Source organism: Pelagibacterium montanilacus (assembly GCF_003992665.1).
GTDB classification, from domain to species: Bacteria; Pseudomonadota; Alphaproteobacteria; order Rhizobiales; family Devosiaceae; genus Pelagibacterium; species Pelagibacterium montanilacus.
Genome location: NZ_RZMX01000046.1, coordinates 209,219 through 231,816, shown reverse-complemented (window position 1 = coordinate 231,816; position 22,598 = coordinate 209,219). Strand labels below are relative to the sequence as shown.

24 protein-coding genes and 2 tRNA genes are annotated in these 22,598 nt (G+C 65.4%); 13 read left to right on the top strand and 13 right to left on the bottom strand.

Features of this window, described 5'->3' with window-relative positions:
• The 9 genes from EO136_RS13205 to EO136_RS13165 form a co-directional block, all read left to right on the top strand.
• The coding region (locus EO136_RS13205) for a universal stress protein (RefSeq protein ID WP_164730503.1) at positions 1-723 on the top strand (723 nt) is incomplete at its 5' end.
• Positions 724-750: 27 nt separating this feature from the next.
• The gene (locus EO136_RS13200) at positions 751-1,065 is read left to right on the top strand and encodes a TraR/DksA family transcriptional regulator (RefSeq protein WP_127144860.1); all 315 of its coding nucleotides are present in this window, start codon (positions 751-753) and stop codon (positions 1,063-1,065) included.
• A 109-nt stretch (positions 1,066-1,174) separates the two neighbouring features.
• Positions 1,175-2,443 carry an MFS transporter gene (locus EO136_RS13195; RefSeq protein ID WP_164730590.1) on the top strand — a complete coding sequence of 423 codons (1,269 nt, stop codon included), beginning with the start codon at positions 1,175-1,177 and terminating at the stop codon, positions 2,441-2,443.
• 181 nt (positions 2,444-2,624) lie between these two features.
• Positions 2,625-3,974: a putative bifunctional diguanylate cyclase/phosphodiesterase gene (locus tag EO136_RS13190; RefSeq protein WP_164730589.1), complete on the top strand. Its 1,350-nt coding sequence runs from the start codon at positions 2,625-2,627 to the stop codon at positions 3,972-3,974.
• Between the two features lie 110 nt (positions 3,975-4,084).
• Positions 4,085-5,569 carry an alkaline phosphatase gene (locus EO136_RS13185; protein ID WP_127144857.1) on the top strand — a complete coding sequence of 495 codons (1,485 nt, stop codon included), beginning with the start codon at positions 4,085-4,087 and terminating at the stop codon, positions 5,567-5,569.
• 130 nt (positions 5,570-5,699) lie between these two features.
• Complete coding sequence (locus tag EO136_RS13180) at positions 5,700-6,137, top strand: hypothetical protein (RefSeq protein WP_127144856.1); 438 nt, start codon at positions 5,700-5,702, stop codon at positions 6,135-6,137.
• Between the two features lie 6 nt (positions 6,138-6,143).
• On the top strand, positions 6,144-6,824 hold the full coding sequence (locus EO136_RS13175) for an ABC transporter ATP-binding protein (protein ID WP_127144855.1): 681 nt from the start codon (positions 6,144-6,146) through the stop codon (positions 6,822-6,824).
• Positions 6,821-8,149 carry an ABC transporter permease gene (locus tag EO136_RS13170; protein ID WP_127144854.1) on the top strand — a complete coding sequence of 443 codons (1,329 nt, stop codon included), beginning with the start codon at positions 6,821-6,823 and terminating at the stop codon, positions 8,147-8,149. Before EO136_RS13175 ends, EO136_RS13170 begins: the two co-directional genes overlap by 4 nt.
• A 26-nt stretch (positions 8,150-8,175) precedes the next feature.
• On the top strand, positions 8,176-8,718 hold the full coding sequence (locus tag EO136_RS13165; RefSeq protein ID WP_127144853.1) for a copper chaperone PCu(A)C: 543 nt from the start codon (positions 8,176-8,178) through the stop codon (positions 8,716-8,718).
• 183 nt (positions 8,719-8,901) lie between these two features.
• Here the strand turns inward: EO136_RS13165 and EO136_RS13160 are convergent, their stop codons facing one another.
• The 9 genes from EO136_RS13160 to murA form a co-directional block, all read right to left on the bottom strand.
• Positions 8,902-9,393, bottom strand: coding sequence for a TlpA disulfide reductase family protein (locus tag EO136_RS13160; protein ID WP_164730588.1), 492 nt, complete (start codon positions 9,391-9,393; stop codon positions 8,902-8,904).
• A 122-nt stretch (positions 9,394-9,515) separates the two neighbouring features.
• Positions 9,516-9,591: transfer RNA gene (locus EO136_RS13155), tRNA-Phe, on the bottom strand.
• Positions 9,592-9,759: 168 nt separating this feature from the next.
• A complete protein-coding gene (gene yacG / locus EO136_RS13150) occupies positions 9,760-9,972 on the bottom strand; it encodes a DNA gyrase inhibitor YacG (protein WP_127144851.1) in 213 nt (70 codons plus the stop codon).
• Positions 9,969-10,619 carry a Maf-like protein gene (locus EO136_RS13145; protein WP_127144850.1) on the bottom strand — a complete coding sequence of 217 codons (651 nt, stop codon included), beginning with the start codon at positions 10,617-10,619 and terminating at the stop codon, positions 9,969-9,971. The genes yacG and EO136_RS13145 overlap by 4 nt, the downstream gene beginning before the upstream one ends.
• A 27-nt stretch (positions 10,620-10,646) precedes the next feature.
• On the bottom strand, positions 10,647-10,865 hold the full coding sequence (infA, locus tag EO136_RS13140; protein WP_127144849.1) for a translation initiation factor IF-1: 219 nt from the start codon (positions 10,863-10,865) through the stop codon (positions 10,647-10,649).
• 115 nt (positions 10,866-10,980) lie between these two features.
• Entirely contained in the window at positions 10,981-11,919 is a 939-nt protein-coding gene (locus EO136_RS18610; protein ID WP_164730587.1) for a UPF0262 family protein, read from the bottom strand.
• A 7-nt stretch (positions 11,920-11,926) separates the two neighbouring features.
• Entirely contained in the window at positions 11,927-13,219 is a 1,293-nt protein-coding gene (hisD, locus tag EO136_RS13130; RefSeq protein WP_127144848.1) for a histidinol dehydrogenase, read from the bottom strand.
• Between the two features lie 14 nt (positions 13,220-13,233).
• Positions 13,234-13,665 carry a DUF2948 family protein gene (locus EO136_RS13125; RefSeq protein ID WP_127144847.1) on the bottom strand — a complete coding sequence of 144 codons (432 nt, stop codon included), beginning with the start codon at positions 13,663-13,665 and terminating at the stop codon, positions 13,234-13,236.
• 92 nt (positions 13,666-13,757) lie between these two features.
• Entirely contained in the window at positions 13,758-15,050 is a 1,293-nt protein-coding gene (gene murA / locus EO136_RS13120; RefSeq protein WP_127144846.1) for a UDP-N-acetylglucosamine 1-carboxyvinyltransferase, read from the bottom strand.
• A gap of 422 nt (positions 15,051-15,472) precedes the next feature.
• Between murA and EO136_RS13115 the strand changes: the two genes are divergently transcribed.
• Positions 15,473-15,547, top strand: a tRNA-Thr gene (locus EO136_RS13115).
• 67 nt (positions 15,548-15,614) lie between these two features.
• Here EO136_RS13115 and EO136_RS13110 read toward each other — a convergent pair.
• The 4 genes from EO136_RS13110 to EO136_RS13095 form a co-directional block, all read right to left on the bottom strand.
• A complete protein-coding gene (locus EO136_RS13110; RefSeq protein WP_127144845.1) occupies positions 15,615-15,911 on the bottom strand; it encodes a hypothetical protein in 297 nt (98 codons plus the stop codon).
• Positions 15,912-16,092: 181 nt separating this feature from the next.
• Entirely contained in the window at positions 16,093-17,160 is a 1,068-nt protein-coding gene (locus EO136_RS13105) for an ABC transporter substrate-binding protein (protein WP_127144844.1), read from the bottom strand.
• Complete coding sequence (locus tag EO136_RS13100; RefSeq protein WP_127144843.1) at positions 17,157-18,560, bottom strand: sensor histidine kinase; 1,404 nt, start codon at positions 18,558-18,560, stop codon at positions 17,157-17,159. Before EO136_RS13100 ends, EO136_RS13105 begins: the two co-directional genes overlap by 4 nt.
• Positions 18,557-19,237 (bottom strand): response regulator, encoded by a 681-nt coding sequence (locus tag EO136_RS13095; protein WP_127144880.1) that lies wholly within the window; start codon positions 19,235-19,237, stop codon positions 18,557-18,559. The genes EO136_RS13100 and EO136_RS13095 overlap by 4 nt, the downstream gene beginning before the upstream one ends.
• 203 nt (positions 19,238-19,440) lie before the next feature.
• On the opposite strand from EO136_RS13095, the gene EO136_RS13090 reads away from it, so the two are divergent.
• The 3 genes from EO136_RS13090 to EO136_RS13080 all read left to right on the top strand — a co-directional run bounded on the left by EO136_RS13090 (position 19,441) and on the right by EO136_RS13080 (position 22,594).
• Positions 19,441-20,406 (top strand): Bug family tripartite tricarboxylate transporter substrate binding protein, encoded by a 966-nt coding sequence (locus tag EO136_RS13090; RefSeq protein ID WP_127144842.1) that lies wholly within the window; start codon positions 19,441-19,443, stop codon positions 20,404-20,406.
• Positions 20,403-20,939 (top strand): tripartite tricarboxylate transporter TctB family protein, encoded by a 537-nt coding sequence (locus EO136_RS13085; protein WP_127144841.1) that lies wholly within the window; start codon positions 20,403-20,405, stop codon positions 20,937-20,939. Before EO136_RS13090 ends, EO136_RS13085 begins: the two co-directional genes overlap by 4 nt.
• A gap of 125 nt (positions 20,940-21,064) precedes the next feature.
• A complete protein-coding gene (locus EO136_RS13080) occupies positions 21,065-22,594 on the top strand; it encodes a tripartite tricarboxylate transporter permease (RefSeq protein ID WP_127144840.1) in 1,530 nt (509 codons plus the stop codon).
• Positions 22,595-22,598 lie beyond the last annotated feature (4 nt).

Below are 22,598 nucleotides of genomic sequence, written 5' to 3'. Positions count from 1 at the left end.
GACACCCCGATGGACTGGAGCGGAAGCCTCGAGCTCGGCGTGCGCAGCAATCTGCTGCACGAGCTGGCCGAGCACGACGCGCAAAAGTCGCGCCTGGCCCAGGAGCGCGGCAAGCTCATCGTGGATGCAGGCGTCCAGCACCTCGCCGCAGCCGGCGTCAGCCAGGCGAAAGCGAGGCTCCTGAGGGGCGACATCGTCGAGGTCCTCAAGGATATCGAGGCCGATGCCGACCTCATCGTTCTGGGCAAGCGCGGCGAGGCGGCGGACTTTGCCAGGATGCATCTGGGGTCCAACCTCGAGCGCGTCGCGCGCGTGAGCAGCAAACCCGTGATGGTCGCCTCCCGCGCCTTCAAGCCGGTCAACGCGTTCATGATCGCCTATGATGGCGGGGCCAGCGCGGACAAGGCCGTCGACCACATCGCCAAGGGCAAGCTCTTCCCGGGCACGCCCTGCCACCTTGTCATCGCCGGCAGCGACACCGAACAGGCGCGCTCACGGCTCGAAAACGCCAACCGCAAGCTCACCGCGGCCGGGTTCGAGACCCATGCGTCTCTGATTCCGGGCGACGCCGAGAAAGTGATCGCCGAGTATGTGAAGGCCAACGACATCGGCCTGCTCGTGATGGGCGCCTATGGGCACTCGCGCATCCGGAACTTCATCATCGGCTCCACGACAACCGAGATGATCCGCTCGGTGCTCATTCCGGTCATGCTGTTCCGCTGATCCTGCGGGGGCGGTGTGTACGAGACAATGCGCAAAAAGGTTCTCGAGGAACTCGACGAACTGAAATCGGCGTCCGAGGCCACCTCGGACGACCGCAAACCAATTGAACTCGACCAGCAGAGCGTGGGGCGCCTGTCCCGCATGGATGCGCTTCAGGGGCAGGCCATGGCAACGGCCTCCCACCAGCGCCGCCTGCATCGCATCACCGCGCTCGAGGCTGCGCTGCAGCGCATGGAAGACGGCGAATACGGATTGTGCATCGAATGCGGCGAGGCCATTGCGCCGCGGCGTCTCGAGATCGATCCCGCTGCGGCCAAATGCATTCGCTGCGCCGCGCTTTGACGCGGCGCGTCCGCCCTTTATCTTGCTTGACGACCGGTGCCAGGAGTAATCTCGGCGCGGTTTCTCACTCCCGCCCATGGCGCACCCGATCCCTCCGGTGCGAATGCTCATGTCCCTGACGTCTCCTTCGCCGCCGCTGCGCGAGCTCACGCGCAATCAGGTCTGCTGGATCGGGGGCGGATACATCTCCATGTTCTCCTCGCTTGCGGGGCAGACCGTGTTCATCGCGCTCTTTGGGGCGGCGATCCGGCAGGACTTTTCGCTGAGCGCCGGCCAGTACGGCATGATCTACACGGCCGCCACGTTGTGTTCGGCCATTCTGCTGGTCTGGGCGGGCACGCTCGCCGATCGCATCCCGGCGCGGCTTCTGGGGGCCGGCGCCGCGCTGGGGGCAGCGCTGATGTGCCTCGCCATGAGCTTTGCGCCCAATATCCTCGTTCTGGCCATCGCGCTGTTCGGCCTGCGGTTTTTCGGCCAGGGCATGCTGACCCACAATGCGGCGACGGCCTTGAGCCGGTGGTTCAACCGGTTTCGCGGCCGGGCGCTGGCCATCTCGCAACTGGGGCTCAACACCGGGGAGGCCATCCTGCCCGTGCTGGTCGCGCTCGGCATCGCGGCCATGGGCTGGCGCAATGTCTGGCTGCTGGCCGCGGGCTTTCTCGCACTGGTCCTTGTGCCCGCCATACTCACGCTCTTTGCCAATACGCCCGAGGGCACCCGGGGCAGAGGGGCCGCCGCCAATCCCGACGCGGCCGCCGCCGATCAGAACGCCACCGGCTGGACCCGCCGCCAGGTGCTGTCCGATCCGCTGTTCTGGCCGGTGCTCATCGGGCTGTTGGCCATGCCTGCGATCTCGACCGCCATCTTCTTTCATCAGACCGATCTCGTGGCGGACAAGGGGTGGGGCCTATTGACGTTCGCGGCCTTCTTTCCCGTGATGTCGGCCAGCTCGGTCCTCTCCTCGATCGCCAGCGGCTGGCTGACCGACCGGTTCGGGGCCTATCGCATTCTGCCCCTGCTGCTGGTGCCCGCGCTTCTGGCCTATGTCCTGATCGCCTCGACGTCGGCGTTCTGGGCCATTCCCCTGTTCTTCCTTCTGAGCGGGCTGACCAATGGCGCCAACGGCACGGTGATGAACGCGCTCTGGGCGGAGCTCTACGGCACGACCTATCTGGGTGCCATAAGGGCGATCGCCACATCGGCCATGGTGCTCTCGTCCGCCATCGGGCCCGGGATCGTCGGCCTGTTCCTCGATGGCGGCGTCTCGGTCGCCCGGCAGGCGCCGTTCTTTGCCGCCTATTGCGGGGTGGCCAGCATCACCTTCTTTGCGCTTCAGACCCATCTGGGCCGGCGCAGAGACAGCCACACGGTGATTTAGCATGCGGTGGCGCTATAACGCTGGCACAGCTTATGCATCTGCATATGCGTGACAAAAAAATAAACTGACGTTCGGTTAGAATAAAAATCTGAAAGTGTTAGAAATTATTGGCAGGATTGTCCTTAACACGGCCAATTGTACTGGTCATTATCGTTCTTTGATGCTCAAAAATGGACGATTTATGCCCAGATCAATGCCAAGCCGGCCACTGGCCCATGTGAGTGCTTATTCGTCCCGTATGGTCGTGGCCTATCGATATGGGGCGCTCGCATTCGCCGGCGCAGGAGTGGCCTGGGCAGTAGTGTTTTCCATAATCGGGTGGTGGGGCGTTGTCGCGCTGGACTTTGTGATCATCGCCAGCGGCCTTGCTATCTATTTTTTGATCCGGCAGGGACATCTGACCATCGGACTTCTCGCCGCTCAGGCGGTTCTTGTGGCCATCTGCATCATCATGGGCCTGATCCTGGATGTTCCGACTGCCGAGGCGCCGCGCGTCAGCCATCTGTTTTTGCTGGTCGTCGCTGCCCTGGGCTATCTCAACTACCAGCGGGAAAAGTCTCGCGCGCAACTGGTGCTGATCGGGCTGTGCTTGGCGGCGTTCGTCGTGTTCGCCAGCGCCAGGCTCGATAACCCTTTCGTCGTGACCATGCCCGAAGGCCTGCGCACCGGGGGCACCTGGGCCAACGCGGTTCTGGCCACAGGGATGCTCGCCGCTTGTATCCATGCCATGCAGGCAGAGTTCGTGCGCAAGGACAAGCTGAGCCGGGAGTTGCTTGGCGCGTTATGGAACGAGGAGTTCGAACTCGCTTTCCAGCCCCAGGTCGACCTTACGCGCAAAACCATCGGTGCCGAGGCCCTGCTGCGCTGGAACAGCCCGGGTCGGGGGCAGGTCGCGCCGGTGGAGTTCATCCCGCAGGCCGAACAGCTCGGACTGATGGTTTCCATAGGCGGGTGGGTGCTTGAAAAAGGGTGCTCGGTCCTGGCGCAATGGAATGCGAGCGCCGGCCATCGGCATCTGACCCTTTCCGTCAATGTCAGCGCCAGCCAGCTCATGGATCCCGAGTTCGAGAGCCTTGTGCACGATACTCTGGCCAAGACGGGGGCTGATCCCCGGCGCCTTATCTTCGAGCTTACTGAAAGCATCGTGGTGACCGACGTCGATCTGGCCATCGCCAAGCTCGAAGCGCTGCATGCGCTTGGCATAACCATAGCGCTCGACGATTTCGGAGTCGGCTATTCCTCGCTCGCCTATCTGCGCCGGCTGCCCATCCAGGAGATCAAGATCGACCGTGGGTTCGTCCAGGATGCGCTGCTCAATTCGCGCAGCGAAGCGCTGGCTCGCAACGTGGTCCATATCGGCAGCGATCTGGGTCAGGACGTGGTGGCCGAAGGCGTGGAGACGGACCAACAGCACGCCGTGTTCGCAGCGGCCGGCTGTACGAAGTTCCAGGGGTTTCTCTATGGCCGGCCAACCATCCTCGCCGAGTTCGAGCAGAGGGTCGATCGCGAGGGCAAAAGTACCGCGCCCTGACCGCGCGAGGCGCGGGATTGTCCACAGTCATTAAACTGCAATTGTGGTGTGACCACACAGTCATGCAATGGTCCTAGCGTCCGCCTCGCTGAAACCCCATGGAGGCAACCATGTTTCGCCGGACGCTTACGTCTTCTCTCGCCGTCGCGCTTTGCGCATCGACCGCTATCGCCCAGGATCTCCCCCAGGCTGGCAGCGACTATTTCACCGCCGCGCAGGGTGTGCTCGCAGAGCGCGTCAACGCACAGCCCAACACCAACGTCGCAAAGAACGTCATCCTGTTCGTCGTCGACGGCATGGGCATCAACACCAATTTCGGCATCCGCGTCTTTGACGGCCAGCAGAAGGGCATGCTGGGCGAAGAGCACAATCTTCCCCACGACCTCTACCCCAATTCCGCGATCATCAAGACCTTCAACATCAACGCCCAGACCCCCGATTCCGCACCGACCGCCGGTGCGATGAACACCGGTGTCAAGCAGGTCTTCAACACCATCAACATGGCCGACACCGTCATCCACGACGATTGCTCGACCGAAGCCCCGCTGACGCTCCTTTCTGAAATGCTCTCGGAGGCCGGAAAGTCGGTCGGCGTCGTCTCGACCGCCCGCATCACCCACGCCACCGGCGCTGCCGTTTATGCCAAGACCGCCAACCGCAACTGGGAAAACAACGCTCCGGAAGGGTGCGTGGATATCGCAACCCAGCTCGTTGACCAGATGGAAGCCGGTGTCGTCGACATCGCGCTCGGCGGTGGCGCACGCTCGTTCGCTCCCGAAGGCACCGAGATCGAAGTCGGCGCCGGCAACCGCCCCGATGACGTCAACCTCATCGAGCGTGCGTCAGAAATGGGTGCCGAGCTCGTTTACACTGCCGAGCAGCTCGCTGCTGCCGACATGAGCGCCCCGGTCCTCGGCCTGTTCACCGCTTCGGACATGAACTACGAGCACGATCGCCCGGAAGGCGAGCCCTCGATCGCCGACATGACCGCTGCGGCCATCGAGAAGCTGCAGGCCAATGAAGACGGCTTCTATCTGATGGTCGAGCCGGGCCGTGTCGACCACGCCAGCCATGGCGGGAACGCGCACCGCACCTTCACCGACGGCGTCGCCTTTGCCGAAGCCCTGGCTCTCGCCGATGAGATGACCGATGACGAGGATACCCTCATCATCGTCACCGGCGACCACGAACATGCCATCGTCTTCAATGGCTATTGCGGCCGCGGCACCCCGATCACCGGTCTGTGCATGGACGTGGCCTCCGGCCAGGTCGAGCATTCCGGTGAGCCCGTGCTTGCTGCCGACGGCAAGCCCTACACCGTTGTCGGCTTCGGCAATGGTGCGGGTTCGGTGCTGGTCGAGCAGGAAGACGGCACCTATTCCGGTGAGCGTCCCGAACTGACCCAGGAAGAAGCCATGGACCCCGACTACCTCCAGCAGGCCCTCATCCCGGCCTCCTCGGAAAGCCATTCCCCGGTCGACGTCGGCCTCTGGGCCAAGGGCCCCTGGGCGCACCTGTTCGGTGGCACCATGGACCAGGAAATGATCTTCCACGTCATGCACCACGCCACGCTCGAAGCTGAAGCCGCCGAGTGATCGGGCGCCTTCGATAGCGGGAAAGGGGCCGGCTTGTCGGCCCCTTTCTTCATCGCACTGTCACACGGCAGGGCGAGCCGTCTGGTAAAACGGGGGTGTTCTCCTGATCCAGGCAAGAGGAGTTTGAACCATGAACCGACGCGGATTTTTTGCCCTGGCCTCCGGGGCCGCATTCGCCGCACCGCTGTTTGCAACGCGGGCCACGGCAGCAGAGCCCCAGGTGCGCCTGCGCGAACTCTACAACAACGACATGAGCTTCACCGATTTTGCGCTCGAGCATGAAGGCCAGCGTGTCGCCATCGAAGGCTTCATGGCCCCCCCGCTCAAGGCGGAAAGCGAGTTCTACGTGCTCACCAATCGCCCCATGGCGGTGTGCCCGTTCTGCTCTGATGCAGCCGAATGGCCCAACGACATCCTTGCCGTCTACGCCCAGCGCGTGGTCGATGTGATCCCGTTCAACGTCAAGATCATCACCCGCGGCACGCTGGAGTTGGGCACTTACACCGATCCCGAACTGGGCTTTGTCTCCCGCGTGCGGGTCGTCGATGCCGTGCAGGAACGCGCTTAGCCTCCGATGGCACTCGCACTTGCCATCGCCGATCTCGAGGTCCGGGCGACCTCGGGACGAACGCTTCTGAGCGTGCCCGAACTCGCCCTTGCGCCCGGCACGTGCCTTGGCGTCCGCGGGCCCTCGGGCGCGGGCAAGTCGACATTCCTTTTTACCATCGCTGGGCTCGTCGAGACCGCCACCGGCAGCGTGAACTGGGGCGAGCACGCGCTTGCCAGCCAGTCCATGGAAGAGCGCGCCCGGTTCCGGCGCCGCCATGTGGGCATGGTGTTTCAGGATTTCCTCCTCTTTGAGGAACTGTCCGCCCTCGCCAACGCCTCTTTGCCCGGGGCCTATGCCGCGCGCGGCCGCCAGGCGCCCATAGGCGAGGGAGCGGCCAGGGCCCTCGATCGACTTGGCATCGCGCACGGCAAGCGCACGGTGGAGAGCTTTTCGGGCGGCGAGCGTCAGCGGGTCGCCATTGCACGTGCGCTGGCCGCCGACCCCGAAATCCTTCTGGCCGACGAGCCGACCGCCAGTCTTGACCGCGCCACGGCCGACGCGCTGATCGCCGATCTGGTGTCGCTCGTGCGCGACGAAGGCAAGACGCTGGTCGCGGTCAGTCACGATCCGGCGGTGCACGAACGCATGGACAGGGTGATCGACATCGTCGATGGCAGGATCGTGCGCGACGAGGTGGCGGCATGAACCCGCTCGCGCCGCTCTACAGGCTCATCGAGTGGATGCCGGTGGCGGTGCAGGACACCATCGTCCTTATCGTGCTCCTGCTGCCTGCGCTGCTGCTCGGCGGGCTGGTGCTGATCGGCTATCGCCCCTTTTCGCTCGTGCGCGCCATGCTCTGGCGCTTCCGCTGGACCAATGTGCTCTTTATCGCGCTGATCGCCATATCGGTGGGTATCGGCGTCGCGCTCACGGCCCAAGAGCGGGGGCTGCGGCAGGGAACGGCGCGTGCAGCCGATCCGTTCGATCTCGTGATCTCGGCGCCGGGCAGCGAGATCACCATGCTGTTCGCCGCCGTCTATCTCCAGCCCTCGGACGTGCCGCTTCTTTCGGGCGAGATCTATAACGAGATCGCGAGCGAAGAGGACGTTTCCCTCGCAGCGCCGATCGCCTTTGGCGACAGCTACCAATCCTATCCCATCGTGGGCACGACGGGCCAGTTCGTCACCCACATGTCCCAGAGTCTGGCCGAGGGCGCCATGTTCGCGGGGTATGGCGACGCGGTGATCGGCGCGCGGGTCGAACTGGCGCTCGGTGACGTCTTCAGCCCGGCCCACGGCGTGGGCGATGCCGCCGAGACCGACGCGCACGCCAATGCGGAGTACACCGTGGTCGGGCGCATGGAGCCCACCGGCAGCCCCTGGGACCGTGCCATCCTCGTGCCCGTCGAGGCGGTTTGGGAAATCCACGGCCTTGCCAATGGCCATGCGCCGGAACACGCCGATCAGCTCGGCCCGCCGTTCGATCCGGACTATTTCCCCGGCACGCCCGCGGTGCTGGTCTCGGCCGAGCAGCTCTATGTCAATTACGCCCTGCGGGCCCAGTTCACGACGTCCGAGACAATGGCGTTCTTTCCCGGCACCGTGCTGGCCAATCTTCATGCGCTGATGGGCGATGTGCGGCAGGTGATGACACTGATGGCGATCGTCACGCAGATCCTGGTGGCTGCGGGCGTCCTGGCCGGGCTCGTCATTCTCACGCGACTGTTTTCCCGGCGTCTTGCGCTTCTCCGCGCATTGGGGGCGCCGGCCCGGTTCGTCCTCGCCGTCGTCTGGTCCTATGCCGCCGCGCTGATCTTTATGGGCTCCGCTCTGGGCATCGCCGTCGGGTACGGAGCTGCTGCGGTCATCTCCCGGATCGTTACCCAACAGACCGATATCCTGGTCAACGCAACGCTCGCCTGGCCCGAATTCCATCTCGTGGCCGCCTTCGTTTCCCTTACGGTCATTCTCGCGCTGGCGCCTGCCTTCATCGCAGTGTCACGCCCCGTGGTTACGGATTTGCGTGGTTAAGTTATAACGTGCAGGGAGACCCCATCATGATCCGCGCCATCGCCCTATCGTTCGCCCTCGCTCTCGCTCTTCCCGCGATCGCGCAGGACGATCACCACGACGAGGACCACGCCGCCCATGAGGACCATGACGGCGAAGATCACGACGACCATGGGCATGATGACCACGTGGCCCAAGCTGATGGCTTGCGGGCCGTCCATGCCTGGACCAACGCCACGGACGGCGCGCTGGCGCTGGTTTATGTGGAGCTGGAAAATACCTCCGGGCAGGCAGCAACCCTTCTTGGTGCCGAGGCCATGATTGCCGAGGGTGCCATGCTGGTCGGGCTCGAGAACGTGGATGGCGAGCTGCGCTACGCCGAAATCCCGCAAATGCCGATCCCGGCTGCATCCGAGCTGGTTCTGTCGCCCAATGGCCTTGCCATTCAGCTCTCCGGGCTTGCCGCTCCTCTGCTCGAGGGCGAGAGCTTCGAGATCGAATTGGAGTTCGAAGGCGCCCATCTGGACGCTGTCGTCGCCATCGAGGCTGCCGGAGCCACCCAGCACAGCCATGCCGGGCACCAGCACTAGGGGCGGTTTCAGGAACGGCTGATCCACTGTACGGATTCGGAAACGCGACAGATCATGCGCCTGGAGCTCCTGTTCTGATGCATCAGAACAGGGCCTCTAGCTGGCGCTTGCCCGTCCCGGGGCCGCAGCCGGAGCATCAGGGCTCCTACGTGTGTCCATGACACCCATCCGGTCGGGCGCGCGTCAGTCGATGAGCCCGACCATATCCTGCGCCACTTCGGGGTCGTCCCACGCGACGACGCCCTGTCGGTGAAACAACACGGCGCCGTCACCATCCACCACCACCGTAGCGGGATAGGCCAGAATGCCGAACGCGCTTCCCGCGTTGCCCTTGATCTGTTGAAGCGTGTCGATCTCGAGCGCCAGATCGTCGAGAAACGCCGTGATGGCGGCGAAATCGATCGTGTCGATCGAAACCAGCACCAATCGCTCCGCCAGCCCCTGCTCGTCGAGCACCGCGTCGAACGCCGCGAGCTCGGGCAATTCCTCCCGGCACGGCGCGCACCATGTGGCCCAGAAATGCAGGATGGTCGGGGTCGCGATGCGCTCATTCAGCGTCAGGCGATTGTCCGCGGCGTCGCGCACGGTCACGGCCGCGAGATCCACCGCCGCCGGCTGCGCGTGAGCCATGCCCATCGTCAGAATGGCACCCAGAACCACAACCAGCGCGCGCATTGCCTTGCTCCCTTTGCTGCTCGCCAGACTGCCACACCAATGCATCAGCGGTGTGATGTCTGCACGCAGCTCCGGGAAATCGAGAAGAACCAGTTTTCGCGTGTTGTCGACTGAAAGAAAAGTGGTGCCCAGGGCCGGAATCGAACCAGCGACACGCGGATTTTCAATCCGCTGCTCTACCAACTGAGCTACCTGGGCGCCTGCCGATGGCTGTGTGGATATGCGCTGGGTTTGACCCGTTCGCAGCCCGCCTGTCGGCTGTTGGTGGGCGGTTTATAGGGCGTGATAGGGGGGCTGTCCAGCACTGATCGGGTGAAATTTGCAGGTCGTCGGCCTGTTGTGCACAGCAGCGGCGCCGAGGGGCTTTTAATCCTCGTCCGGAGTGTCGGGCCCGAGTTCGGCGCCGGCATCGCCATCCCGGCCGGGAATGGCGTAGTTGCCTTTGAGCCAGCGGCCCAGATCGATATCCGCGCAGCGCGACGAGCAGAAGGGATGGAACGCCTGCACAGATGTGCGCTTGCAGATCGGGCACGGCTTGGGCGTGCGCAGGCGCGTTACCTTGGCAGATGCATCGCTCATGCCGGCGCTCCGGCCATGGCGCTGGGATTGAGCCAGTTGAAATGCACCGGATAGCCCTCGCCGGCCAGCAACGCGGCGGTCTCGTAGAGCGGCAGGCCCACAACGGCGGGGTAGGAGCCCGAGAGCTTGACCACGAACACCCCGGCAATGCCCTGAATGGCGTAGCCGCCGGCCTTGCCGTTCCACTCGCCACTGGCGAGATAGGCTTCCATCTCGCGCGCCGAGAGCCGCTTGAACCGCACCTTGGTGTCAACGAGGCGATGGTGGACCTGGCCGGCGGGCGAGAGCAGGCACACGCCGGTATAGACCCGGTGCGCGCGGCCCGAGAGCAGGCGCAGGCAGGTGGCCGCCTCGTCCATGGTCTCGGCCTTGGGCAGGATGCGCCGCCCGACCGCGACCACGGTATCGGCGGCCAATACGGCCGCGCCGTCGCCGATCCCGCCCTGACGGGCCTTGTTCTGGACCTCGATCGCCTTGAGATGGGCGAGCCTCTGGGCCAGCCGGCGCGGAAGCTCGCCGCGCTCTGGCGTCTCGTCGATCTGGGCCGGGATCAGATGATCGGGATCGACCCCGATCTGGTTGAGCAGAGCCAGCCGGCGCGGCGATGCCGACGCCAGAATCAGTTCGGGGCGGCTGGACGCAGGCATGTCCGGTCTCGCAATCGGCCCATCGGGCTATTTGAAACGGTAGGTGATGCGGCCCTTGGTGAGGTCGTAGGGCGTCATCTCGACGAGGACCTTGTCCCCGGAGAGCACGCGAATGCGGTTCTTGCGCATCCGTCCGGCAGTGTGAGCGATGATTTCGTGGTCGTTCTCGAGCTTGACGCGAAAAGTCGCATTGGGCAACAATTCCACGACGACGCCCGGGAACTCGAGCACTTCTTCTTTGGCCATTCCGTCTCCTGATCGGTCCCCGCTCCGCCATCGGGCGGGGGTCCCAACAATTCGGCGCGCAACCTAAACCGGATTGCGCGCAAATGAAAGGGCGTTGCCCGCCCGGTGATTTCTCTCAGCCGACAAGCGTTGCGAGCCTGTCGGAAAGCCGGCGTTCCAGGGTCTCCCGAAGCGCTCTGTAGGCAGCCTTGACGCTGTCGCGGGGCCCCTCGATTTCCGTGGGATCGTCCACCTGCCAGTGTTCGATCGCATCGGACTCGAGCGCCCGCCGGGCAATCGCTTCGGCCGCGTCCTCGGCCAGGGTCACGATGAGGTCGAACCGCGACGCCGCCAGCTCGTCCATGGTATGGGGTGTATGGACCGACATGTCCACGCCTACCTCTTCCATGACCTCGTGCACGAAATGATCGGCCTTGCCTGAACGCACGCCCGCCGAGCGCGCCACCAGCCGGCCCGGATAGAGCTTGCGCGCCAGCGCCGCTGCGATGGGCGAGCGCACCGAGTTCATCGAGCATACAAACAGCACGGTGGGCAGGACGCTGTCGCGCTCGGGCACCCGGCTGGCATAGGGCTGGACGGCGCAGATGAGGGTAAAGAGCCGTCGCGCGGTCTCCAGATCCATCACCAGCTTGGTCCTGAGCCGTTCGATCAGCAGTTCCGCTGCCTGGTTGTGCAGTCCGCGGCGTCCCATATCCACGGCCTCGATCTGGAACGTCGAAGCCGACCGGATCGCCTCGTAATAGCTCTCGCGGATCCGGAAATAATCGCGGATCAGACTGCGGAACGGAGTCAGCGAGAGATAATGGGCGGCAATGGGCGCAAAGGTTTCCGGATGGCGCACATCGAGAACGATGTGGTTGGAAACGATCGAAAGGTGCAGCGCAAAGGGCCCGGGTGCACTCACCCGCGCGGGATAGAACGCATTGGAGCTGACCAGATCATAACTCGCGACCCGCCATTCATGGACCTCGTCGGGGTCCACCGACGTGATGGTGTTGGGGTCGAGGGTGACGGTGACGATCCGGTCTTCGGTCTGGAACGCACGCGGTGCCATGGCGGGCCTACCCGTTGCGCCTGATCGACACCGACCGGCCATGAGCCTCGAGATTCTCGGTCTCGGCCAGCGTCACGGCGGCATCGGCCAGAGCGCCCAGCGCCTCGGGCGTGCAGGAAAGAATCGAGGTGCGCTTCATGAAGTCGAGCACCCCGAGCCCGGAGGCAAACCGCGCCGACCGCGCGGTGGGCAGCACGTGGTTCGAGCCCCCCACGTAATCCCCGATCGCCTCGGGGGTATGGTGCCCGATAAAGATCGCTCCCGCATGGCGGATGCGCGGCGAAAGCGCCTCTGGTTCGGCGACCATCAGTTCCACATGCTCGGACGCAATCCGGTTGGCAAGGCCCACGGCCTCCTCGAGACCGGGCACGGTGATGATGGCCCCAAGGCTCTCCCAGCCTTCCCGGGCGGTGTCGGGCGATCTCAGCGCTTGAAGCTGGCGTTCCACTTCCCCGGGGACGGCACGCGCGAGCTCTGCGCTGGTGGTCACGAGAATGGACTGGGCGCCGGCTCCGTGCTCGGCCTGGGCCAGAAGGTCGGCGGCGACCCAGCGGGCGTCCGCTGTCTCATCGGCGATGATCAGCACTTCGGAGGGCCCGGCGATCATGTCGATGCCCACCGTGCCGAACACCTGCTTTTTGGCGGTGGCTACATAGGCGTTGCCCGGGCCCACGATCTTGGCGACCGGGGAGATTGTTGCCGTGCCATAGGCCAGCGCGGCGATCGCCTGGGCGCCGCCCACCCGGTAGATCTCATCGACCCCGGCAATCGATGCCGCCGCGAGGATGGCAGGGTTGATCCGCCCCTCGGGCGTGGGCACGACCATGGCCAGCCGGTCGACCCCGGCCACACGGGCCGGCACCGCGTTCATCAGCACCGAGGAGGGGTAGGAGGCCAGCCCGCCGGGCACATAGAGCCCCACCGAATCCACCGGCGTCCAGCGCATGCCGAGCGTCACACCCAGCGCATCGGTGTAGCGGTGATCCTCGGGCAATTGCTTGCGGTGATGGGAGGAGATCCTCTCATGGGCAAAGCCCAGCGCGTCGCGCACGTCGCCGGGCGTTGCCGCCAGCGCGTCGTCGATCTCCGCTGAGGTGATCCGGAGCGCTTCGGGCGACAGGGTCATCCGGTCGAACCGCTCGGTCAGCTCAAGGAGAGCCGCGTCGCCCCGGGCCTTCACGTCCTTTAAAATGTCGGCGACCTGCCGGTCGACCTCGGGTGAGGATTCGCGCTTGGAGCCCAGAAGGGCCTCAAATGCCTGGGGGAAATCGGGCGCGGTGCTGTCGAGGATCAGTGTCACGTAAGGGTGTCCGTTCAGTCCAGCTCGTGCCGGGGCTCGCCCCGCGCCGCCCAGGCCCCGCCCAGATCGCGAAGGCGCGCCTCGAGGCATTCCACTTCCAGCCGGACCGTGCCCCCGCCTGCAAAGGCCAGCAGCACCTCGCCGGCCGGCTCGGCGGTTACCTCGAAGCTGATGGCCAGCAGTTCAAGGACCCCGTCCTTTGCGTTGAGATCGATTCCCTCGGACCGCGCGCCGTTGACGAAGTCGAAATGCAGCCCTGCGCGCGTGCGGTGGCCGCGACCGCCGGCATGGCCCGCTTCCCAGGCATAGCGGTTCATGAGCAGCACGAAGCGTTTGTCGGACTTGGCATAGCCCATGTCCCCGACGCGCACGACCGCGTCCTGGACATGGGCAGAGATCACTTCGAGGTCTTCCGTATCGAGCGCGAGCAATTTCAGGCTGGTCATGGGTAAGGTCCCGATCCGATCATGCAGACTGTGTGGGTGGGGCACATCTGGTTATTGTCCGCCCCCGCCGCAAGGCCGGGCGTCCCCCGGGCCTATCCCGCGATCCGTTCGATCTCCGCGCCGCACAGCGAGAGCTTCTCCTCGAGCCGCTCGAACCCGCGGTCGAGGTGATAGATCCGGTTGACCACTGTTTCCCCGCGCGCCGCGAGCCCGGCGATGACCAGCGAAACCGAAGCCCGAAGGTCGGTCGCCATCACCTGGGCGCCGCGCAGTTCGGGAACGCCGGTCACCTTGGCGGTCTGGCCCTCAACCTGGATGTTGGCCCCAAAGCGCAGCAGTTCGGCCACATGCATGAAACGGTTCTCGAAAATCGTCTCCGAGATGGTCGAAACCCCGTCCGCCCGGGTCATGAGCGCCATGAACTGGGCCTGCAGATCGGTCGGGAAACCGGGGAACGGCTCGGTCGAGATATCGGTGGCCGAAAGCCCGTTGCCATTGCGCGAGATGCGGATGCCCCCGGTTTCCGGGGTGATCGTGGTCCCGGTGCGGGCCAGGGTGTCGAGCGCCGCCTGCAGCAGCTCGGGCCGCGCACCGCGCAGGAACACCTCGCCCCCCGTCATGGCCGCCGCCATGGCATAGGTGCCGGTCTCGATCCGGTCGGGCAGAACTTCATGGGTGGCCCCGCCCAGACGGTCCACGCCCTCGATTTCGAGCCGGTCGGTCCCGATCCCGGTGATCTTTGCGCCCATCGCCACGAGACAATCGGCCAGATTGCCCACTTCGGGTTCGCGCGCCGCGTTCTCGATGATGGTGGTGCCCTCGGCGAGCGAAGCGGCCATCATCACCACATGGGTAGCGCCTACCGAAACCTTGGGGAAGTGCACGGTCGCCCCGCGCAGCCGCCCGCCCGGCGCGCGCGCGACCACATACCCGCCGTCGATCTCGATTTCGGCGCCCAGTGCCCTGAGCCCGTCGAGATAGAAATCCACAGGACGCGTGCCGATGGCGCAGCCGCCCGGCAGCGAAACCCGGGCTTCGCCCTCGCGGGCGAGAAGCGGCCCGATGACCCAGAAGCTGGCGCGCATCTTGGAGACGAGGTCATAAGGAGCGGTGGTATCGACGATATCGGCCGCGGTGAAGGTGATCCGCTGTCCGTCCATGGCCGCGTCCCCACGCCGACGCCCGTGAACCGCGATGTCGACCCCGTGGTTTTCCAGAATGCGCTCGAGCTGCTTGACGTCCGCGAGCCGCGGCACGTTGAGCAGGACCAGCGACTCATCGGTCAGAAGCGATGCGATCATCAGGGGCAGGGCGGCGTTCTTGGCGCCCGAGATGGGAATTTCGCCGTTGAGCGGATTGCCACCGACGAGGCGGATGCGGTCCATATCAATGTTCCTTGTGGGGTGCGCCGGGCGGGCGGAGACGTGAGGGGATGGCCAATGGTAACCCGATAGCGCGGCGAGGGTCGGTGTGCAATGGCCGGAGCACGAGGGCAGGGGGCGTCGCGATCACCCTATCGGGAGCCCGAACCCGGGGCCTCTCGATCCAAGGGCGAGACGGGCGCGTCCTGAACCGGGCCGGCGTCGCGCGCGTCGGCCTGGCTTCTGGCGCGGCTTTGCACCTTCCTGCGCTTGAGGTTCTCGCGCAGCTTGGCGGCCAATCTCTGGTTCCGGTCAGGTGCAGGCATGGGCATGGTTTGGCAATTGACGTTGGGAGCGTGGAGTCTGCCAGCTTTTTGCGCTTGCGTCCAGAAAACCTCTGTGGCAGTAACGCCCCGTTCCGGCAGGGCCCAGACCCGCCGCACAGTGCTGCCGTAGCTCAGGGGTAGAGCACTCCCTTGGTAAGGGAGAGGCCGAGAGTTCAAATCTCTCCGGCAGCACCATTTGTCCCACCTCACCATATGAATTATAGCCCCAGGGGGCTCGTCGGAACGTCAGCGGCACGGCGGTTCACCCCGCCATTGTCTGCAGGCGCCGCGCGATCTGCGAAGGCCGGTAACGACGGTGCGATTTGCGGGGATAGGGATAGGCCCGGCTGCGATAGATGTCTTCGATGTCCGCGCCCGAACAGGAGCGCCCGTCCACCACCATAAGCGCGCCGCGCCGGCTGACCGGTGGAGCTTCTTCCATGGCAAAGCGAATGGCCTGGGCCGCCGTGGGAAAGGCGCGCGCGCCCTGTTCCCGTGCATTTTCCCAGCCGCTGCCGAGGTACAGCGCGGCCCGGGAATTAAGGTCTATTTTCGTCATTATGTCTCTCGATCGGGCCCGTTGGGCCCAAGAAATAAGGGTGCCGCAGGCCTCATGGCCGCGGCGCGTCAGGATTGATTGGTCCCGTGGGATGAAGAACCGGCAAGCGATATCTCGCGCCGCGTTCGATCCTGATTATGGTGACCGAATGCGCCCTTTTCAAGGAGCGGGCCCGCCGGGTTCACCGGTCCGTGCCGAGCGCGTCGTTCCATTCGGCGAGGAAGCGCGCGCGTTTGGCCTGGTCGAGCGTCACCAGAAGCGAGGGGCTGAGGACGATGGGTCTGTAAAAGGTCGCCCCGCCCGCGTCGTCGGCTGCCGTCACGTCTGGGGGCGGGGGCCGGTCGAAGCCGAAAAAGAACGAGGATCCCGCTGCCACGTCCTGGCCCGCCGGGCTCAGCAGATAGTCGATGAACCGGCCCGCCGTCGTCCTGTTGGCGGCATGGACGGGGATCAGCGCGGCGCGCGACAGGACGATGGTGAAATCATGCGGCAACACGATGCCGAGCGGCGCGCCTTCGCGCAGGCGGCCATAGGCGTATGAGCCAAGCAGATTGTAGCCCACCAGCAATTGCCCCGATTCGATCCGGTCGAGAATGTCGCCCGTCGTCGGGGCCAGCACCGCGCCGGCGCGCCCGAACCCTTCGAGCAGGCGCCCGAAAACGCTCGACTGCTGCGCGTCGAAAAAGGCGAAGAGATAGCCGATGCCCGAACGGGTGATGTCGTAAGTCCCGACCCTTCCGTCATAGGTCTCGGGCTGGGTACGCAGGAGTTCCACCAGCGCATTGCGCGTCAGCGGCACGTCCTCGGGCGGCACCAGTTCGGAATTGTAGACCATCACCGCCGGCTCGAAGGAAAAGCCGAACGCCTCGTTGCGCCAGTTGGCCCATTCGGGAATCGCCTGGGCAAAGGGTGAGTCGTGGCGCTGGGCGCAGCCATCATTGGTGAGCCGGGCGATGTGATCGACCGATGAGGATATGACGATATCGGCAAAGTTCTCCGCCTGCGTGCAGGCGTCCATGGCCGAGGCGAACACCTCGTTGGTCAGCGAATCCGCATAGCGGATCGTCACCTCGGGCGCCGTCTCCTGGAACCCCAGAATCAGCGGGGCGATCGCCTCGAGATCGGCCGAAGCCTCGATGACCAGCGTTTCGGTCTCCTGCCCGGGTGCTGCAAAGACCGTTTCCTCGCGGCCCGATGCCGGCGCTGCCAGCACGGCGAGCAGGGCGATTGCGGCCAGCGAACGCGTCATGGGCAAGCTCCGTCTGCGGGAAACATGAGGGCGATCCCGAAATCCCCGTCGGGCGCGTGCCGGATGCCCAGCCTTGCCCCATGGGCGCGCGCCACGTCCGAAACGATGGCGAGCCCAAGCCCCGTATGGCCCCATTTCCCGCTCACGAACCGGATCAGCAGATGGTCCCAGTCGCCCGGCGATATGCCGGGCCCGTCGTCATGAACTGCGAGCATGGGGCCTTCCTCGGCCGTCTCCACGGTGATCGTCACCCGGCTTTGAGCACCGTGATGAACGGCGTTCTCCACCAGATTGCGAACCGCCTCGCGCAGGGCGACGAGATCGCCCCGCACCCAGACCGGGCTCTCGGGCAGCGCCTTGCGCACCGAAAGGTCCTTTGCGGCGAGGTCGATATTGGCGTCCACCACCGCCTGTTCGGCGAGCTGGCGCAGGTCGATGCGGTCGGCCAGCATCACCTCGGCGCGATGGAGAACCGTGGCGTGGCTGAGCAACTGGTTGGCCAGGCGCCCCACTTCTGTGGTGCGCTTGCGCAGCCGGGCGGTCGCCATGTCCCGCGCCTTGTCGTCGCGCGCCCGGTCGAGCATCTCCACCTGTGCGGCGATGCCGGTCAAAGGCGTGCGCAACTGATGGGCCGCGGTCTCGATATAGCGCTGCATGGCGCCCAGTCGGTCCGAAAGCCGCCCCATGAACCGGTTGATCGCCACGATCAGCGCTTCCACCTCTATGGGTGTCTCCCCCTCGAGCGGGGTGAGGTCGTTGGGGTCGCGCCGCTGGAGCGCCCGTTCCACCCGCCGCAGGGGCGCCAGCCCGATCCGCACCGCCGCCATCAGCACGACAAGCGCCAGCAGGCTCATGGCGAGAACCGGCAGGAGCGCCCCGAGTGTCAATTCGAGCGTCAGCACATTGCGCGCCTCGCGGGTCTGGGCCACCGATATGCGCACCCATCCGGTCGCCCCCTGCTCGGCGATATAGCGCCAGACCGAAGCCAGCCGGATATCCTGATCGAGAAACCGCGCATCCGAAACATGGGCCGCGTCCCCGGCCTGGATCGCCGGACTGGCGACCGGCAACGCTTCATAGCCAGTGACGATCGCCCCGTCGGGCGCGGTGATCTGGTAGTAGACCCGGTCTGTCCGCGAGATCGAGAGCGTTTCGAGCGCCGAGATCGGCACGTCCACGGTGATCGTGCCACCCTCGGCGCTCACCGTGTCCGCGATCTGGCGCGCCGCCCCGATCAGCAGCCGGTCATAGGCACCGTCCGCCGCGGTGCGCGCATAGGAGAATGCCGCAAAGGTCAGGGCCCCGGCACCCGCCAGCAGCACCAGCGCGATTGCCCCGGTCAGCCGCCAGAACAGCGAGAATCGCCGCCGGGTGACCCCGGGCGTGGGCATGGCGTTCATGGGGCCTCGGGCGCGCGCGCCACGATCTGGTAGCCATGGCCCCGCACGGTGCGGATTTCGGCTGTCGCGCCCTCGAGCTTGCGCCGCAGCCGCCCCACATAGAGCTCGATGGCGTTGGGCCCGGCGTCGTTGTCGAACCCGTAGAGCTGGTCGAGCAGCTCGGACTTGGTGAAGGCCTTGCCCGGCTGGCCCATCAGCACTTCGAGAAGTGTGATCTCACGGCGCGTGAGATCGGCCGGGAGCGCTCCGATGCTGACGGCGCGGGCGGTCTGGTCGAGCACCACATTGCCCAGCATCAGCCGCGCCGCGGCGTTCCCGTTCTGCCGGCGCAGCAGGGCGCGGGCCCGCGCCTCGAGCTCGCGAAAGTCGAAAGGCTTGACCAGATAGTCGTCGGCCCCCGTGTCGAGCGCGTCGACCCGATCGTCCACCAGCGCCCGCGCCGTCAGCACGAGCACCGGGGTGGTGTTGCCGCGCTGGCGGAGCGCCGAGAGGATGTCGAACCCGCTGCCGTCGGGCAGGTTGATGTCCAGAACGATCAGCGCATAATCCTGCACCGCTAGGGCATGGTCGGCATTCTGGCGGGTGCGGACCCAGTCCACGGCATGGCCGCTGCGCGCGAAGGCGTCGACCACCGCTTCGCCGACATCCTCGGTGTCTTCTATGACCAGAATGCGCAGAGCCTTCTCCCTGACAGGTTCTTGACAGCTAACGTGGCCTAGGGTGGCCCCGAGGAGCAGCCCGAGCCGAGTGTGTCCATTCCACAGGCTTTCGGCAAGAGGGAGGAGACGAGGGGCCATACCGTGTCCCCATGCGCGGACGGTTCATCTGTTCGGCTTTTCCCGGCTCTCAACGACAAGAACCATACCCGAGGAGATTTCTCATGACCAAGACCCTTACCCTCCGGCTGGCCGCGTCGGCTGCCGTCCTGGGTGCGCTGGCTGCAGGGCCGGCGCTCGCGATCGACAGCCTTTCGATCATGGCGCCAGCCGGCCCCGGCGGCGGCTGGGACCAGACGGCCCGCACCATCCAGTCCACGCTCCAGTCCGAGGGGCTCGTCTCCAACATCCAGGTCGAGAACGTGGCTGGCGCAGGCGGCACCATCGGCCTTCAGCAGTTCATCAACTCGTCCGCTGGCGATCCCACGGCCACCATCGTGGGCGGCTATGTGATGGTCGGCGCCGTGATCGCCAATGATTCGCCGGTCGGTCTCGCAGACATCACTCCGCTGGCCCGTCTCACCGGCGAATACGTCCTCGTGGTTGTACCCGCTGAAAGCGATATCCAGGACGCCGACGATCTGGCGGCCATGCTCGCCGAGGATCCCGGTTCGGTCACCTGGGCCGGCGGTTCGGCCGGGGGCGTCGATCACATCGCAGCCGGCATCTTCGCGCAGGCGGCAGGCGTCGATCCCGCGCTGATCAACTACATCCCCTATTCGGGCGGCGGCGAAGCGCTGGCGGCCATTCTGGGCGGTCAGGTTACCGTCGGGATTTCGGGCTTTTCGGAATTCTCCGGCCAGCTCGAGGCCGGCACGGTCCGGGCCATCGGCATCACCGCGCCTGAGCCGCAGGACTACACTGACGCCCCCACCTTCGTGGACCAGGGCTATGACGTCGATATCCAGAACTGGCGCATGATCGCGGCGGCTCCCGACATCACCGAGGAAGAGCGTGCCGAACTGCTGTCGGTCATCGGCACCATGGCCGAGTCCGAAGCCTGGAACGAGGAACTGGCCACCCGCGGATGGGTGAACACCTATCTCGAGGGTGACGCCTTCGCCGAATATCTCGCCAGCGAGATCGAAGCGACCACGGCGATCCTCGCCGAGCTGGGCATCACAGAGTGACCACCGAGCATCAGACAGTGCAGGAGACCGGCCCCGACCGGTCTCCTGACGCGCGCAAGGCCACCGATCTCGGCGGCCTTGCCATCGCCGCGGGCCTGTTCGTGCTGGCCGCTCTCATCGCGTGGGACGGCTCGACTTATCCCATTCGCCGCTCTTACGCTCAGTTCGGCCCGGAAATATTTCCCTATATCGTGGCCGCCGGCCTCGCCATTTTTGGTGTCGCAACGGTGATCATGGGGCTGCGCGGCGGGTTTCCCGAGCGCGAGAACGTCAACTGGCCGGCCGTCTCGTGGATCGTCTCGGCGGTCGTCGCCAAGATCGTGCTGCTCTACAGCGGTGCGGGTTTCATCATTGGTGCGGGCGCCCTGTTCGGGTTCGCGGCGCGCGGGCTGGGCCGCAAGCCCCTGTGGCTGACCGTGCTCGTAGGGGTTTGCGTCACCACGCTTCTCTACGTGCTGTTCCGGCACGGGCTCGGCCTTTCGCTTCCCGCCGGTCCGCTCGAGCGGATCATCGACCTGCCGTTCAGGCGCTAGAGCGTTTCCCAGAAAGGCGGAATCATTTTTCCGCTTCGGAAACGCGACCAATCAAGGACTTAGAGCTCCTGTTCTGATCGGAATCAGATCAGGAACTGCGCCAAGGCGCAACCGAGGCAAAACAGATGGATACTTTTCTTCTTCTGCTCGATGGCCTGCTCGTCGCCGCGCAGCCCGCCAACCTGATGTTCGCCCTGATCGGCGTCCTGCTGGGCACTGCGGTGGGCGTGATGCCGGGCATTGGTCCGGCGCTTACGGTCGCCCTGCTGCTGCCCATCTCGCTTTCGTTCGGCGCCACGGGCTCGCTGATCATGTTCGCGGGCATCTATTACGGCGGGATGTATGGCGGGGCGATCTCCTCGATCCTGCTCAACACCCCCGGCGAGACCGCATCGATCATGACCGCGGTCGAGGGCAACAAGATGGCTCGCGACGGGCGGGGCGGCAAGGCGCTGGGCGCGGCCGCCATCGGCTCGTTCGTGGGCGCGATGGTGGGAACGCTCGGGCTTGCCATCGTGTCCCCCTTCATGGTGCGCGTGGCGCTCTCGTTCGGACCGGCCGAATATTTCGCCCTGATGGTGCTCTCGTTCGTCACCGTCTCGGCTGCCTTCGGCGGCTCGGTGGCGCGGGGACTGACCGCGCTCTTTATCGGGCTCACAATCGGTCTCGTCGGCATCGACAAGCTCACCGGGCAGGCGCGGTTGAGCTTTGGCGTGCCCGAATTGCGCGACAATATCTCTATCGCCATCGTGGCGGTCGGCCTGTTCGCCATCGGCGAGACGCTCTACATCGCCTCGCGCACCACCGCGGTGGTCGACAAGGTCGAGGCCATCAAGGGTTCGGTGTGGCTCAGCCTCACCGATCTCAAGCGCTGCCTTGCCCCTTACGCTCGCGGCGCGGGCCTCGGGTTTCTCTTCGGGCCCCTGCCCACGGGCGGCGCCGAGATCCCGACCTTCCTGTCCTATTCGGCGGAACGCAAAGCGGCGCGCGGCCAGGCGCGTGAGGAATTCGAAGGCCCCAAAGGCGCCATCGAAGGCGTCGCGGGACCCGAAGCGGCCAACAACGCTTCGGCCGCGGGCACGCTCATCCCGCTTCTGACCCTTGGCCTGCCCACATCGGCGACCGCAGCGATGATGCTCGCCGGCTTCCAGCAATATGGGCTCCAGCCCGGACCGCTCCTCTTTACCAACAATCCTGCGCTGGTCTGGGGGCTCGTGGCCTCGCTCTTTATCGCCAACATCATGCTGGTGGTGCTCAACCTGCCCTTCGTGGGGGTCTGGGTGCGGCTCCTGATGATCCCGCGGCCCTGGCTCTATGCCGGCATCCTGACCTTTGCGACCCTGGGTATCATCGGCTCGCAGGGCTCGGTCTTCTCGCTCGTCCTGCTGCTGGGCTTCGGGCTCGTGGGCTTCGTCATGCGCCGGTTCGGCTATCCGCTCGCTCCGGTGCTGGTGGGGGCCATTCTCGGGCCCCTCGCCGAAGAACAGCTTCGCCGCGGGCTGATGATCAACCAGGGAGACTGGACGTTCCTCTGGACCTCGACCATCGCCCTCGTGATCTACGCGGTTGCGGCTGCAGCGATCTTTGGGCCTGTCCTCTGGCGCCTGCTGGCGAAAGACAAGTCAAAGACCGCCTTTGCCATGGACGGCGACTGAGCGT

Bases quoted from the DNA above. Each gene is read 5' to 3' on its own strand.
- EO136_RS13200 (WP_127144860.1), top strand. From the start codon at position 751: ATGCGCAAAAAGGTTCTCGAGGAACTCGACGAACTGAAATCGGCGTCC.
- EO136_RS13195 (WP_164730590.1), top strand. From the start codon at position 1,175: ATGTCCCTGACGTCTCCTTCGCCGCCGCTGCGCGAGCTCACGCGCAAT.
- EO136_RS13190 (WP_164730589.1), top strand. From the start codon at position 2,625: ATGCCCAGATCAATGCCAAGCCGGCCACTGGCCCATGTGAGTGCTTAT.
- EO136_RS13185 (WP_127144857.1), top strand. From the start codon at position 4,085: ATGTTTCGCCGGACGCTTACGTCTTCTCTCGCCGTCGCGCTTTGCGCA.
- EO136_RS13180 (WP_127144856.1), top strand. From the start codon at position 5,700: ATGAACCGACGCGGATTTTTTGCCCTGGCCTCCGGGGCCGCATTCGCC.
- EO136_RS13175 (WP_127144855.1), top strand. From the start codon at position 6,144: ATGGCACTCGCACTTGCCATCGCCGATCTCGAGGTCCGGGCGACCTCG.
- EO136_RS13170 (WP_127144854.1), top strand. From the start codon at position 6,821: ATGAACCCGCTCGCGCCGCTCTACAGGCTCATCGAGTGGATGCCGGTG.
- EO136_RS13165 (WP_127144853.1), top strand. From the start codon at position 8,176: ATGATCCGCGCCATCGCCCTATCGTTCGCCCTCGCTCTCGCTCTTCCC.
- EO136_RS13160 (WP_164730588.1), bottom strand. From the start codon at position 9,393: ATGCGCGCGCTGGTTGTGGTTCTGGGTGCCATTCTGACGATGGGCATG.
- yacG (WP_127144851.1), bottom strand. From the start codon at position 9,972: ATGAGCGATGCATCTGCCAAGGTAACGCGCCTGCGCACGCCCAAGCCG.
- EO136_RS13145 (WP_127144850.1), bottom strand. From the start codon at position 10,619: ATGCCTGCGTCCAGCCGCCCCGAACTGATTCTGGCGTCGGCATCGCCG.
- infA (WP_127144849.1), bottom strand. From the start codon at position 10,865: ATGGCCAAAGAAGAAGTGCTCGAGTTCCCGGGCGTCGTCGTGGAATTG.
- EO136_RS18610 (WP_164730587.1), bottom strand. From the start codon at position 11,919: ATGGCACCGCGTGCGTTCCAGACCGAAGACCGGATCGTCACCGTCACC.
- EO136_RS13125 (WP_127144847.1), bottom strand. From the start codon at position 13,665: ATGACCAGCCTGAAATTGCTCGCGCTCGATACGGAAGACCTCGAAGTG.
- murA (WP_127144846.1), bottom strand. From the start codon at position 15,050: ATGGACCGCATCCGCCTCGTCGGTGGCAATCCGCTCAACGGCGAAATT.
- EO136_RS13110 (WP_127144845.1), bottom strand. From the start codon at position 15,911: ATGACGAAAATAGACCTTAATTCCCGGGCCGCGCTGTACCTCGGCAGC.
- EO136_RS13105 (WP_127144844.1), bottom strand. From the start codon at position 17,160: ATGACGCGTTCGCTGGCCGCAATCGCCCTGCTCGCCGTGCTGGCAGCG.
- EO136_RS13100 (WP_127144843.1), bottom strand. From the start codon at position 18,560: ATGAACGCCATGCCCACGCCCGGGGTCACCCGGCGGCGATTCTCGCTG.
- EO136_RS13090 (WP_127144842.1), top strand. From the start codon at position 19,441: ATGACCAAGACCCTTACCCTCCGGCTGGCCGCGTCGGCTGCCGTCCTG.
- EO136_RS13080 (WP_127144840.1), top strand. From the start codon at position 21,065: ATGGATACTTTTCTTCTTCTGCTCGATGGCCTGCTCGTCGCCGCGCAG.